The following is a 14,372-nucleotide window of genomic DNA, read 5'->3' as shown; positions in this document are numbered from 1 at the left end:
CAAGCAGGAACGCAAGCATTCGCTTCCGGCGCGCCGGGACTGTTGACCTTGCCTATCTTCTACGGCCCTGGCGGACAAGGCTTCCCGGGACTGATTTTAGGAATTTCGGTATCGTTTCTGGTTTCGGCCATTCTGACTTATATTTTAGGGTTTGAAGATCCGGTTGAAGCGGAAGAATCACCCGAAAATTCGACTAAAGAACCAGTTCATGCAACAGATGTTTCTAACGAAGAGGTATTTAGTCCGATTGAAGGAACCGTTGTTGCCCTCTCGGAAGTTCCCGATCCTGCATTTGCGTCGGAAGCTATGGGTAAAGGTATCGCCATCGAACCGACATCGGGCAAGGTTGTAGCCCCTTTTGACGGGACGATTACTGTGGCGTTCAAGAAAAAACATGCGCTTGCGATTGTTTCGCCCAAAGGCGCAGAAATTTTGATTCATGTCGGAGTAGACACGGTTAAGCTGGACGGTAAACATTTTACCTCCCATATTAAAGAAGGCGACCAGGTAAAAGCAGGAGACCTGCTTCTCGAATTTGACGTTGAGCAGATCAGGGCAGAAGGCTACCCTACGATTACACCGATTATCGTTACGAATTCTTCCGCTTATTCAGATATCCTTCCAACCGCCAAAGGACAGGTACAGATACATGACCCACTGTTACAGCTGTTCGGCGGTACGAACGAGAAAGAGTGAATTATCTGAATACGTCTGTTGAATAACCAGAATAAGTGATTTAGTGAGTTGAACAAGCCGCGCTTTTCGGGATTAGTAGGATACAAACCTATAACCGAGGAGGCGGCTTTTCGTATGATCAGATAGCTGGCTTTTATGGATAGGTGGCTCCGAAGGAGTCATCTTTTTTTTCGTTATCTTGCCTTTACATTCCAAGAGGGGTACATACGTTCACTGTTTGGTTTATAATTTAGATATGTGGGAGGCCACATTGCAAATGAGAGGTGAACTTAAATGAAGAAATCCGAGTTGCCCATAACTAGCGAGAAGTGGAAAGCTATTGTGGAGAGCGACAAGTCTTATGATGGTGAATTTTTTTATGCTGTGAGGACAACAGGAATATTTTGTCGCCCCTCCTGCAAATCCCGTCCTCCCAAAAGAGAAAACATCCGCTTATTCAAAACAGCAGAACAGGCTTTAGCGGAGCATTTTCGACCATGCAAAAGGTGTAAGCCGACGGGGCAGCGCTTGCCTGATCATGAATGGATCGCGCTGGTTACAGAGTATGTGGATGCTAACTACAAGGAAAATTTAACGCTGCATTTGCTTGCAGAGATGAGCCATGGGAGCCCGTACCATCTGCATCGTACCTTCAAGCGGGTCATGGCTATAACCCCTATGGAATATATACAGCAAACCAGATTGGAACAAGCCAAGCAACAACTAATGAACTCGGATAAATCCGTTGCGGAAGTGGGGGAGAGCGTAGGTCTGTCCAATACCCCTTATTTTTCTACGTTATTTAAAAAGAATACAGGCTACACGCCTTTGCAATATCGTCAGCTTAAATCAGCAAAATTACAAAATGGAGGTATACATCATGTTAACCCAAACTCCTAAAACGATCTATTGGTCATTGTTAACTTATGAAGAATGGAATTTATATATTGCAGCTACATCGGATGGAATATGTTACGTAGGCTCACCCGATAAACCTTTAGAGGAATTAACTTCATGGGCAGGGAGCCGATTTCCTGGCAGTCCATTGGTTGAAGATGATGAGGTCTTACAGCCCTATGCCACAGAACTTATTGAATACTTTCTAGGGAAGCGCATAAGTTTTACCGTTCCTTTTGACTTTCGGGGGACTGTGTTTCAAATGGCGGTCTGGAACGCGCTGTGTGACATTCCGTATGGAGAGACACAATCCTACTCAGACATTGCCAACGCTATTCAGAAGCCCGCATCTGTTCGGGCGGTGGGGGCTGCAATCGGTGCTAACCCAATTCTGGTCACCGTCCCATGCCATCGGGTCATTGGCAAAAATGGTGCTTTAACCGGATATCGTGGTGGTTTGGATATGAAAGTAAAGCTTTTGCGACTCGAAAGAGGTTAACCATGGAAGCACATCATATATACAAGTCCCCCAAGACCCTTCTGAATAAAGGGACAGGCTTTCTGTCAGGGTATACGCACTCGTTGAACCCGTATACAGGCTGCACCTTTGGCTGCTCGTATTGCTATGTTCGCCAAATGCCAGTCTCCACGTTCCGTAAGGAAGCTTGGGGAACATGGGTTGATATTAAAAAGCAGGCGGCAGAGCTTCTTCGCAAGGAGCTTCGGCGGGCCAAATCCAAGGGGAAAGTCACTATCTTTATGTCGTCCAGCACAGATCCTTATCAGCCTGTCGAGTACAAGGAAGAGGTGACTCGTTCACTGCTGGAGGTGATGGTGGAAGATTCGCCAGATTTCCTGTTTGTACAGACTCGCAGTCCGCTTGTACGAAGGGATATCGACTTGCTGCTCCTATTAGAGGATCGCGTACGGGTGAGCATGACGGTAGAAACAGACCGCGAAGATATACGCAAACATTTTACGCCGGATGCGCCCCCCATTCAGGCCCGTTTCAAGACGCTGCAACTGTTAAAAGAGGCAGGAATACCGGCGCAAGCCACAATCGCTCCGATGCTTCCAAGTAGCAATCATTTTGCGGACAAGCTTTTGCCACTGGTCAACCGTATCTGTATTGATGATTATTTTATGGGAGACGGCAGTGGAGGAAGGCGTACACGAAGCTTAAATATGGGTGCGCTGTATGAGCCATTAGGGCTGGAGGATTGGTATCATCCGGCAGCCTACAAGGCGATCTACGAACAATTTCGCAATGTTTTTCCTGAAGAACAGCTTTATGTGAGCCGTGAAGGATTTGAGCCCTGATTTTGGGATAGACCTCATTCAAAAGGGAATGTAAGTGGGACAGTATAAGGGTTGCAGAGGGGGAAGCTGAGTGTGCAAACCGTGATCACGAAAAATTTTGACTATGGAGAGAAGGAAATCAATTATCTGAAAAGTGTGGATACCGTACTCGGTACAGCGATGACGCAATTGGGCAAGGTCGAACGAGAGATTATTCCCGATCTGTTCGCTGCGCTTGTTCATGCGATTGTGGGACAGCTTATTTCTGCCAAAGCTGTTCAAAGCATATGGGCAAGAATGCAGGAGAACGTGGGAGCCATGAATTCAGAAAATATAGCGGCCCAGTCGGTCGAAGCTATTCAAAGCTGTGGCATAACGATGAAAAAGGCGGCTTGTATCCTGAATGTAGCCCTAACGATAGAGCAGGGCTTGTTGGATTTGCAGGAATTATATGAGCTCTCCGATACCCAAGTGATTCAAAAACTGTCCTCGCTGCATGGGATCGGCCCGTGGACGGCTGAAATGATGCTGATTAATTCCATGGAACGTCCGGATGTCGTCAGTTGGGGCGATATAGCTATTCGACGGGGAATGATGAAGCTGTACAATCTGGATACACTTACCAGGGAACAATTTGAGGAGTACCGCCGAGCCTATTCGCCTTATGGTTCGGTGGCCTCTATTTATTTATGGAGTATTTCATTTCGTTAAGGATCAGGGAGTGGGAAATGTGAAAACAACAATCAGAGAACAAATACTATCAACTGTCGATTCAGATTTTCAAAAATTTACGGCGGCATTGATTCCGAATATTGATAATGTCCTGGGCGTACGTCTGCCGGTGCTACGTAAGCTGGCTCAGGATATTGCCAAGGGCGATTGGCGTCTCTACCTTGAAACCGCTGAAAGTGAACATTTCGAGGAAGTCATGCTGCAAGGCATGGTGATTGGCTATGTGAAAGCGGATATAGAGGAAGTTTTGGGCTGCGTCGCCAGATTTATTCCTAAAATTGATAATTGGTCGGTGTGTGACAGCTTCTGCGGTGGATTAAAAAGTACAAAAAATCATAAGGAACGGGTATGGGACTTTATCCAGCCGTATCTGTTATCCAGCAAAGAATATGAAATTCGGTTTGGCGTGGTTATGCTTCTGAACTTTTATATTGAGGAAGAGTATATCATCCGGGTACTGCAATGGATGGATCAAACCCACCGTGAGGATTATTATGTACAAATGGCAGTAGCATGGGCGATATCGATCTGTTATATCAAGCTGCCCGAGATGACGATGAATTACTTGAAAAACAATACACTGGATGATTTTACGTTCAACAAAGCTTTGCAAAAGATCACGGAATCATACCGGGTGGATCAGGAAACGAAAACAATCATTCGCAGTATGAAGCGAAAAAGAAATTAGGATTGGACCCCACCTGTAAGTGTTATACTGTAAAAAAACATGCTTGTATGAAAACGACAGGAGGGGAGTCAGTGAATTCGATCCCGCTGGGAGTGCTTGTTGTGGATGATGAAACTAGACAGCGTCGAGGTTTAGCTGCCATGGTCAGGGATTTACGTCCCGAATATCAGGTATGGGAAGCCAAGAACGGGAAAGATGCTCTGACCATTTCGTTGTCCAAACCGATCCAGATCGTTTTTACGGATATTCAAATGCCGATTATGAATGGACTTGAATATCTTCAACAATTGAGAACATCCGGCCAGCATGAAACCAAAGTTATTTTAGTGACAGTCTACCAGGAATTTAGCTATGCACAGCAGGCGGTGCGGTACGGGGCGAATGATTATTTGGTGAAACCCGTCCAATCGCAGCAGCTCATTGAAGTGATTCAACACATGGAAAAGGTTATTGTACAGGAGCAGGAGGCACTCAGTGAAAATCGAACGGCGTTGAACCAGATCGAGCAGAGTATGCCTGCATTTTTGGAGCATTTGTTTAGCAAATGGGTGACAGACAAGTTACAGGCTCACGAGAAAAGCCTGTTAAAGAGTCACTTTGGATGGCAGGGGCTAGGAGAAGTTCTTGCGTTGGGAGCATCTGCCTCCCGCCCGGAGGATATACATGAGTGGGGTTCCCTACTCCATAATACGGTTGCTGAAATATTGCGGCCTTGGGCATCATCTGTCGTGTTTCCACTTGAATCCCATAAAGAGCATGTGATTGCAGTAGTAAATTGGAAGGACAGGACTGAAGGTAGGGAGGCCAAAAGAGCGCTTCAAATTAGACTGGAAAAGATGGAGCAGCAGCAATCTATTTCGATCTGGTCTGCTTGGGGTCAACCTTTTGATTTTGATGAGATGCAAATAAGCCAATCTTACGATAAGGCCGTTCGCCTCATCTCCATGCGTTTTTATACACCTCACATCAGATGTTTGGACCTTGTCGTATCAGATGATGAGCAGTTGGTACTGGAAATGAGCACACACGAACAAATGACCAATTTGAAATTTATTGAAAGCGCTATCTCGAATGAAGAGACCGATCAGCTATTGGATAGGGTGCAACATTTCATTGGACGAATGACGCAAGGGTATCCTGCACCTGAAGTGCTCAAAACGAAATTGATACAGCTTCTGTTGGCTAGTTTACAAGGGTTAAATATAGGGTGGAGTGAAGAATTTTACTCGCGTCATTCAGAGCAGATGAACAAAGCTGTCTTGGAAGCCACATGTCTTCAGGATCTCCAGGATCGTGTTGCATTGTGGCTTAAAGAGCTGATCCTTGAGCTTCATAGCGGTTCCAAAGGCGAACCCATTATGAAAAAGTGCAAGGAATTTCTGGATACACATCTACATGAAGACCTAAGTCTGGAGATCGTGGCCCGGCGCTTCCACTATAATGCGTCCTATTTTAGCATTCTGTTCAAAAATTATTTTGGGCTCTCGTTCACGGAATATATGGTGAAGCTCAGAATGCAAAAGGCTCAGCACTTACTGCTGCATACAGACGCCAAGGTCGCAGAAATTAGTAGACAGGTTGGTTATAAAGATATCAAATACTTTTTTAAAGTGTTCAAAAAAAATGTAATGCACACGCCGGAAGAATTTCGTAGGAAATTCAACTGATTGTTAGGTGAAAGGAAGATACGATGCGTCAAGTTAAATATATGTATCAAAAATTTTTGGACAGTAGCTTTCGTACGAAATTGATGCTGTCCTATTTTTTGTTGTCTGGTTTTATGGTTTTGATCCTGGGTTTTGTTTACTTTGAAACGAGTGCACGGAATATTACTACAAACGTAACAGATAGCGTGACAAGCGTTCTGCGCAGTAATAACCAACTGCTGGATAACAAGCTGACTGCAATTCAAAAAACCGTAGATATGATTCCGATCGACCATGACCTTCTTCAGACCATTTCAGACGTGGATACTTCGGATTCTTCATCTCTTTTACAAGCTGATCGCAGCATTACGAACATGTTGTACAGATACTTTGGCAATATGGAGGAAGTATACGCTTCTCAGATTATGACGCGAAATTATGCCTATGGAAGCAGCAATCGGATGTATATTCCCGTTCAGCCTTTCTATTCTTCTCCCTTGGCGACTACGGCAGTGGAAGCAGAGGGAGCTACCGAGTGGATCCCTACCTATTCGTATGCGGATACATTTCATCAGCAGGATTTAAAACAGGGCTCGTATGAGTTTAGTTCTTTATTTGCTGTTGTGAAGCAGCTTCATTTGACTGCAATAGATGATGCGGGAACCTTCCATACGCTTCCGGAGGGAAAGGAAAAGCCTATACTTATATTGAATTTCCGTCCTGATTTGTTAAAAGGGGGTTTTGAAGATTACGCAGCCCGCAGCGGATTTGCACATCTATCCTACGGTATGCTTCATGATCAGAACGGGCTGGTCATTAGCTCTGACGGACCGAATCAAGAGGGAAAGCCCGTGGCAGACTGGCTCAAAAATGCTATTACCTCGGAGCAAGGAATGAAAATGGTAAATGTTAAGGGTCAAAGCATATTACTTGTTTATGAAGCGATGAAGACGACAGGCTGGGTATCTTATATAGCCATTCCCATGGAAGATGTGTTGGGACATCTGTCAACGATTCGCACCTACACATTGTTTTTTTTAGGCTTTATGATGCTCGTTGCTGTTATTCTTGCTTATTTACTGTCTGTTTACATCAGTAAGCCTATCACGGATATGAAACAGGCGATGAAAGTAATGGAGCAGGGGCATTTTGATATTCGAATTCCTGTACGTGGCTATGATGAATTGGGAGATCTGGTGATTCGATTTAATCAAATGAATGAAAAAATTAAAGATTTAATCGAGGAAAATTACAAGTCGCGTCTGCGAGCCAAAGAGTCGGAGTTAATGGCACTTAATTTACAACTAAATCCCCATTTTTTGTATAACACCTTAACGACCATGTATTGGATCGCGTTAGAACATAAACAGCAGGAATTAGGACAGATGATCATTAGTTTGGCAGAAATGCTGCAAATTACGACTCGAAATAAAAACGATACATGGAGTTTGGAAACCGATCTGAATTGGCTGGAAAAATACATTTATATTATGCAGAATCGCTTTGAGGACAAGTTCACGGTGGAATATGATATTGATCCCATTTTGCTTCAGGTGGAAGTTCCCAAGCTTTTCTTACAGCCTTTTGTGGAGAATTCAATTATTCACGGCTTCGCCGAAATGGAATCAGGCGGTCGGATTAGGATCACAGCCTGGATCGAGAAGCAATTGGTGTGTTTTAAAGTGGGGATAATGGATTAGGAATTCAAGAAGATCATATACACCGAATTCAAGCTGGAGAAATCAGATCAACGGGCATTAAAAATGTAGACAGAAGAGTACGGCTATTATATGGAATGGAATATGGCGTTACGCTCCACTCGTCAGCAGGTAAGGGGACATTTGTCCTGATCCGCATCGGAGAAATTCATAGATCTAATCAAATGACACCAATCCAATGAGAGTACGACTTTTAATGATGTAAGCGTTTGCTAAAATGAATTTAGTGACGAAGCAACAAACGAAAAGATCAAAAAATAAATGGTTTGGGGGCGTTACTCATGTTAAAGCGAAAGTTATGGATCGTCTGCATGTGCTTGATCTTTGGGCTTATGTCAGCCTGTAGTTCAAATGAGAGCAGCAGCAAGCCAGTAGATTTGCAGGGTCACGAGCAAGTGACACTGACCTATGCCAGTTGGGGTAGCACTAATGAAAAGAAGGTTCAGCAGGAAATCGCTAAAAAATTTACAGAGAAATATCCGTGGATCAAAATCAACTATATGCATATCCCCGGGGATTACGTAACCAAATTAACGACGATGTTTGCTGCCAATCAGGCACCCGATGTATTTCCCATTTATAAAGCACAGGCTCTGCAATGGGCTGAACAAGGCAAACTATATAATTTAAATGAATTTTTGAAGGAGGATAAGGAGCTAACGAAGGAAAGTCTCATTCCTAATTCAGTCATCTATTGGGATAAGGACAAAGTGGCTGGTGTCAAGGTAACTGAGGAAGCTTTCGCCCTCTATTACAATAAAGAATTGTTTGATGAGGCTGGTGTTGCTTTGCCACCAGTAAAGGCTGAGGAGGCTTGGACATGGGAGCAGTTTTTAGAGACAGCACAGAAGCTCACCATTGATAAAGCGGGAAATAATGCGCTCAGTCCCAATTTCGATGCAAGTAACATTAAACAGTACGGAGTTCGGTTTAATACATGGATGTGGCATTTGCTTGTGCCTTCCAATAATGTAAGTGTCATTTCAGACAAAGGTGACTCCCTTAATCTTGAGAACCCTGATGTGATTGAAGCTGTTCAGAAAATGGCTGATCTGATCAACGTTTATCATGTGGCACCGTCGCCGACGCAATCCAAAAATATACCTTCTCCGGCCGTAGCACTGCAAAGTAAGCGTGTAGCGATGGATCTGGATGGACAGTGGGTTCAATTGGATCTTGGAGAATCGAAGGTGAATTTCGGTGTAGGCGTATTACCCAAGCTGAAAAGCAGCAAAACGATCCTGTTTGGCGAACCGGAAGTGATTTCTGCCAAAACTAAACATCCTAAAGAAGCATGGATGTTTTATAAATTCTTACTGGATGCTGAAAGCGGACTTGACATGCATTCCAGCGGATTGTGGATGCCTGTCATGAAAAAGTGGTACACCGAACCAGACTTGATTAGCAAATGGGCCGATGTCAAACCAGGTCATGCCGATGGTTACCGTGATGCTGTCATGAACCAAACGCTGCATAACGGTGTCAATTCTTACGACTATTATCTGAAAAACTCGGAAAAAATCAATGCCATCATTAACCCGGCGCTGGATCAGGTATGGCTGGGCAAGAAAACGGTGGAGCAAGCATTCAAGGAGGTTTCCGCAAAGGCTAACGCGGAATTTAAAGGGACGTATCCAAAAGAATAGGGTGAGTGTTTTGACAGAAAGAGAGGGATAGAATGCAATCATTATCTTCTATTCGTAAGAAGGAAAATGGGTTGGGGTGGCTTTTTGCCGCCCCTGCTATTCTCGGCTTTGTCATTTTTGTTCTGGGACCGATGATCGCTAGTCTCTGGTTCAGTCTTACCGATTACAAGGTTGCTTCACAGGCCCATTTTATCGGTCTGGATAATTACGTCCACTTATTTGACGGTACGGATCAATTTTTTTATAAATCACTCGGGGTTACGTTTTATTATGTGTTTCTGAGTGTGCCCCTGCAAATTATTGTAGCTTTCTTTTTGGCGATATTACTTAATCAAAAGGTAAAAGGTCTGGCTTTTTTCAGAACCGTTTTTTATCTGCCTACCATTGTGCCGCTCATAGCATCGTCCATGATCTGGATGTGGCTGTTTGATCCCGATCTTGGCTTGCTAAATGTGGTGCTGCGTGCGCTGCATTTGCCCGAAAGTCAATGGATCTATAGCGAAGGTTCGGTAGTTCCTACTCTGGTTTTAATGAGCTTATGGACCGTTGGAGGAACCATGATTATTTTTCTGGCAGGCTTGCAAGATATACCTAGACATTATTATGAAGCCATTGAAATTGACGGTGGGAACGCTCTTCATAAGCTTATTTATATTACAATTCCATTGACATCGCCCACTATTTTTTTTAATACGATTATGGGCTTCATCGGTGGGTTTCAGGTGTTTGTTCAGCCGTACGTCATGACTCAGGGTGGACCCAATAACTCCAGCTTGTTTTATACATTTTATTTGTTCCGCGAGGCATTTACTTTTTCGAATATGGGTTATGCCTGTGCTATTGCTTGGGTGCTCTTTATTGTCGTTTTGGTATTCACTGCCTTTCTGTTCAAGACGGCCCGAAAATGGGTGTATTACGAAGGCGGGGGGGCATGAAGATGAAAAAACGCGGTTGGAGTTGGAGCAGGGCTTTACTCTACACAGTTCTTGTAGTGGGCTCACTGTTTTGTATGTTTCCTTTTTACTGGCTGGTGCGAAGCTCCATGATGGATTTAAGTCAGATTTTTTTGATCCCGCCGAAATGGATTCCAGAGCCTTTTGTACTCGAAAATTTTTTACAGCCGTTTGAAGAGTTATCCTTTGGGCGCTATTTTGTGAATACATTTATCGTCGTTGCGGGTACTTTGGCGGGTGTACTTCTGTCGAGTACGATTTCTGCCTATAGCTTTGCGCGAATGAAATGGAAGGGAAGAGATAAGGTATTTGCCTTGTTATTAAGCAGCATGATGCTGCCGTTTGCAGTCACGCTGATTCCGTCATTTATTGGTTGGCAGGCATTAGGCATGGTTAATTCGTACGTTCCATTGGTATTACCTTCGTTTTTTGGTGGAGGCGTTTTTAATATTTTTTTGCTAAGACAATTCTACATGACTCTACCGCGAGAACTGGATGAAGCTGTATTTGTGGATGGAGGCAATCATTTTACGATTTTTACCCGTATTATTTTGCCTTTGTCGAGGTCGGCGATTTTGGTTATTGGATTGTTTACGTTTTTGAATACATGGAATGATTTTATGGGACCACTGGTTTACCTTAATGATGAGAGCAAATTTACGTTGGCGATTGGGCTACAGCAATTTCAGGGGATATATTCGGCTCAATGGGGCGTTTTGATGGCAGCTTCTTTAATTGTTGTCTTGCCTGCTATTATTTTGTTTGCCATAGGACAAAAGTATTTTATGGAAGGGATTGCCTTAACGGGGATTAAAGGATAGGAGCAACTGCCAAGTATGCACTTTGCTTTTTTTGGAATTTAATATTAAAATGGAAGTAACTTTCGAAAAGGAGATGACGTGAATTGGCAGAGCAAGTGCGTATTGGCAAAACAGATCTATATGTAAAACCAATCGGTTTGGGTGCAAATAAGGTGGGAGGACATAATCTTTTTTCCGGTTTGAACAATGAAACGGGCAAAGAAGTCGTTCGCACAGCTTTGGATAACGGCATCAATTTTCTGGATACGGCTTTTATTTATGGACCTGAACACTCAGAGCGGTTGATCGGTGAGGTATTGAAAGAGCGTGGTCAGCGTGATAAAGCTGTGATTGCCACGAAGGGTGCACACAAATTTGTGAACGGAGAGGTTGTTTTTGACAACTCGCCTGCTTTTTTACGTGAATCCGTCGAATCCAGTCTGAAAAGATTGCAAACCGATTATATCGATCTGTTTTATATCCATTTCCCGGATGAAGCTACGCCGAAGGCAGAAGCAGTTGGAGAATTGAAGAAGCTTAAGGACGAAGGCAAAATCAAGGCCATTGGCGTTTCTAACTTTTCCATTGAACAACTTAAGGATGCGAATAGTGACGGCTATGTAGATGTGCTTCAATCTGAATATAATTTGCTCCAACGGGAAGCGGAAAAGGAACTGCTGCCTTACACCAAGGCCAATGCCATTTCATTTGTGCCTTATTTCCCGCTGGCTTCCGGATTGCTGGGCGGTAAGTATACGAAAGACACAATCTTCACGGACAACAGAGCGAAAAGTCCATTATTCCAGGGAGAGGCATTTGCTCGTCATTTGGACAAAGTGGAGCAGGTACGGCAGATTGCCAATGCGTTGAATGCAGAGGTCGCTCATGTTGTGCTCGCATGGTATCTGACCCGTGATTCGATTGATGCCCTCATTCCAGGGGCGAAGGGGCCAGAGCAGGTGCTGGCGAATCTGAAAACGCTGGATGTTCAACTGAACCAGGCGGATATTGAAAAGATTGACCGTATTTTTAAATAATTTTTTTCAATTCATACTTGAGGGTTTTGCAAAAATTCTGACTTAAGTGTCACAACGGGAATGTTAAGTTTTTAGCACACCCAAGGGAGCTGCCGGACGGGCAGCTTCTTTTTCGTGTACCCCTCGCATATCCTTGTAGGGTAAGCTCATCGCTGCGGGGGGATCGGGATGAAGAGAAGACCGCATTGGCATAGCAGACCCAACAGAAGAAAACACGGCGGACGCAGAGTATGGCTCATTGTGGGGCTGATACTGCTCGTAGGAATCGTACAGGCTGCTTCTTATGTGGAGCAGCATTTGAAGCCACCTATGATGCATTTGGCAAAAGTACGGGTCAAACAAATGGCGACGGAGGCCATTAATTCAGCGATTACTGCGCAGGTTGAGCAGGGGGAGACCGCAGATAAACTGATCGAATGGAGAACGGATGCGCAAGGGAAAACCTCCGGCTTTGTTCTCAATTATGCGGAGCATATGAGAATTACTTCGGATACGCTCAAGGCAGTCAAGGCAACGATGGACAGCATGAGCCATTTTGATGAGAGCGTTCCAATCGGTCAGGCATTGGGCAGTCCGCTGCTGGCAGCCTATGGCCCGAAGGTTCCACTCAAGGTGGAGCCGCATGGAGCGATCAAGGTAGATTTAAATACACGCCAGCAGGATGCGGGCATCAACATGATTTTGGTGGAAGTGTATATTCGGATTACGACGGAGGTGTCCGTCGTGATTCCTTTTGAAATGCAGCCCCAAATTGTGGAGACGGAAATCCCGGTGTCTTATTTGCTGGTGGTAGGCAATGTCCCAATGTACTACTATGATAATCAGGGTAAGCCCGTCGGTAAAAATGGAGCCGTCGCCCCTAATTTGGCGTTGCCGCCACATTCGATAGAGACAGGCGGCGTTGCGGATTCCGGCATAGAGAGTGTTCCACAGATGCAGCAAGACGAACCCACCACTTCATCTCCAACGCCATAAGCGAATGAAAAGGGGTGAGAGTGCTTGATTGTTGTATATGAAAAGTAAAAGGGACCTTATGTGGAGGTCCCTTTTACTTTACTGGTTTTGAGCGCTTTGCGCTCCGTTTGCTCCCATTGTCTTAATAACGGATACGGGTCAAAGGACCAGTCCATCCAACCGCTGTCCCGGTATATGCCATAGTGCAGATGTGGCGGGAATTTCCCCTGGGTACCGGGCTTGCCGTAACCCGAGCTTCCGACCCAGCCGACAATCTGACCTGGCGTGACAATGTCCCCGTTGTGAACGGTCTTGTCAAAGCCAGAGAGGTGCGCATAGTAGTGATAGCGGTTGCTGAGATCCCGAATCCCGATTCGCCATCCACCGAACGGATTCCAGCCTTTCATTTCCACTACGCCGTAGCAGGTACTGCGAACCGGAACGCCGTAGCCAGCGAATAGGTCTGTTCCTTCGTGAATGCGGTAACCGCCCCAACTCCGACGACTGCCCCAAGTGCTGCGATAGCTATAAATGCTTCCCAAGGGAAGCGGGAAGGCTTGTGTGCCTAGCTCCAGCTTTCCATATGTTCGATACAGTTTGGCGAACTGCTGTATCCTTTGAACGGCGCGGCTGTTGTGGTAATATTCCCATACTGCAATGGAAAACTCATCCTCTGTGCTTCCATATTTACCGAGATAAGAGGCGATGCTGAACAGCAAGTCCCTGTCATCATCTCGGTCAGCAATTCCGTCACCCGATCCGTCCTGCCCCAACCCGGAAAAAAAAGAAATGGAACGTGGATGCCGATCCTCGGGATCAGGGTTCATTAGACCAGACCAGACGGGGCCAGTGACAAAGATACCTGTGACTCGCTCCGCATGCTTGCGATCCTTGGGATGCGCAATCGTAAGCGTGCGTTCATACTGGTCGATAGCGGCCAGCCTGTACCACGGAATTCCTGTCAAGGCTTCGACGGAACGATATAGAGCAAGCCTGGACGTATACAATGATGACTGGGAATTTGGAGTAGCGATATGTGCCTGCTGAATGCTTTGGGATGATGTTTGTAAAGGTCTGGCCAAGGCCTGAGCAGGAAGCGGACAGGCCATTGTCAATGTAGTAACGCATAACAGCAGCGGCAACAGGCAAACAGCGCGGACTGTACGTTTAGGGTAAGGCACGTGAACCAACCTCCTCATAAGGGAGCTTGACAGCCCCGTAGATTACAGGCCCGCATCCAGCGGCATTGGTACGGGCGCTTTGGTTTAGATTGAGCCATATCCGTCGCTTTTATCCATATAAGGATTTTACTTTTCCGGCATCAAAG

The 14,372-nt window shown here is 45.2% G+C and carries 14 protein-coding genes; 13 read left to right on the top strand and 1 reads right to left on the bottom strand.

The window, feature by feature from the left end; genetic code table 11:
* From C1I60_RS01495 to yunB, 13 genes are all read left to right on the top strand, one after another.
* The coding region (locus C1I60_RS01495; protein ID WP_252361507.1) for a PTS sugar transporter subunit IIA at window positions 1-696 on the top strand (696 nt) is incomplete at its 5' end.
* 273 nt (window positions 697-969) lie between these two features.
* On the top strand, window positions 970-1,575 hold the full coding sequence (locus C1I60_RS01490) for a bifunctional transcriptional activator/DNA repair enzyme AdaA (RefSeq protein ID WP_137060183.1): 606 nt from the start codon (window positions 970-972) through the stop codon (window positions 1,573-1,575).
* A complete protein-coding gene (locus C1I60_RS01485) occupies window positions 1,556-2,071 on the top strand; it encodes a methylated-DNA--[protein]-cysteine S-methyltransferase (protein ID WP_137060182.1) in 516 nt (171 codons plus the stop codon). The genes C1I60_RS01490 and C1I60_RS01485 overlap by 20 nt, the downstream gene beginning before the upstream one ends.
* A 2-nt stretch (window positions 2,072-2,073) precedes the next feature.
* Window positions 2,074-2,892: an SPL family radical SAM protein gene (locus C1I60_RS01480; protein ID WP_137060181.1), complete on the top strand. Its 819-nt coding sequence runs from the start codon at window positions 2,074-2,076 to the stop codon at window positions 2,890-2,892.
* Window positions 2,893-2,964: 72 nt separating this feature from the next.
* Window positions 2,965-3,582: a DNA-3-methyladenine glycosylase family protein gene (locus tag C1I60_RS01475; RefSeq protein ID WP_137060180.1), complete on the top strand. Its 618-nt coding sequence runs from the start codon at window positions 2,965-2,967 to the stop codon at window positions 3,580-3,582.
* Between the two features lie 19 nt (window positions 3,583-3,601).
* Complete coding sequence (locus tag C1I60_RS01470; RefSeq protein ID WP_137060179.1) at window positions 3,602-4,291, top strand: DNA alkylation repair protein; 690 nt, start codon at window positions 3,602-3,604, stop codon at window positions 4,289-4,291.
* Window positions 4,292-4,362: 71 nt separating this feature from the next.
* Entirely contained in the window at window positions 4,363-5,958 is a 1,596-nt protein-coding gene (locus C1I60_RS01465; protein WP_137060178.1) for a response regulator transcription factor, read from the top strand.
* 23 nt (window positions 5,959-5,981) lie between these two features.
* A complete protein-coding gene (locus C1I60_RS01460; protein WP_252361506.1) occupies window positions 5,982-7,637 on the top strand; it encodes a histidine kinase in 1,656 nt (551 codons plus the stop codon).
* Between the two features lie 299 nt (window positions 7,638-7,936).
* Window positions 7,937-9,301: an ABC transporter substrate-binding protein gene (locus C1I60_RS01455; protein WP_137060177.1), complete on the top strand. Its 1,365-nt coding sequence runs from the start codon at window positions 7,937-7,939 to the stop codon at window positions 9,299-9,301.
* 32 nt (window positions 9,302-9,333) lie between these two features.
* On the top strand, window positions 9,334-10,236 hold the full coding sequence (locus C1I60_RS01450) for a carbohydrate ABC transporter permease (protein ID WP_137060176.1): 903 nt from the start codon (window positions 9,334-9,336) through the stop codon (window positions 10,234-10,236).
* Window positions 10,237-10,238: 2 nt separating this feature from the next.
* Window positions 10,239-11,075, top strand: a complete 837-nt coding sequence (locus C1I60_RS01445; protein ID WP_137060175.1) for a carbohydrate ABC transporter permease — start codon at window positions 10,239-10,241, stop codon at window positions 11,073-11,075.
* Window positions 11,076-11,158: 83 nt separating this feature from the next.
* The gene (locus tag C1I60_RS01440; protein ID WP_137060174.1) at window positions 11,159-12,091 is read left to right on the top strand and encodes an aldo/keto reductase; all 933 of its coding nucleotides are present in this window, start codon (window positions 11,159-11,161) and stop codon (window positions 12,089-12,091) included.
* 168 nt (window positions 12,092-12,259) lie between these two features.
* A complete protein-coding gene (gene yunB, locus C1I60_RS01435; protein WP_137060173.1) occupies window positions 12,260-13,066 on the top strand; it encodes a sporulation protein YunB in 807 nt (268 codons plus the stop codon).
* Between the two features lie 56 nt (window positions 13,067-13,122).
* Here yunB and C1I60_RS01430 read toward each other — a convergent pair whose 3' ends face one another.
* Window positions 13,123-14,226: a M23 family metallopeptidase gene (locus C1I60_RS01430; protein ID WP_137060172.1), complete on the bottom strand. Its 1,104-nt coding sequence runs from the start codon at window positions 14,224-14,226 to the stop codon at window positions 13,123-13,125.
* Window positions 14,227-14,372: the final 146 nt, after the last annotated feature.

Origin of the sequence: Paenibacillus terrae (assembly GCF_005217525.1) — a bacterium.
Classification (GTDB): Bacteria; Bacillota; Bacilli; order Paenibacillales; family Paenibacillaceae; genus Paenibacillus; species Paenibacillus terrae_C.
This window is presented reverse-complemented; position numbering and strand designations above follow the sequence as displayed.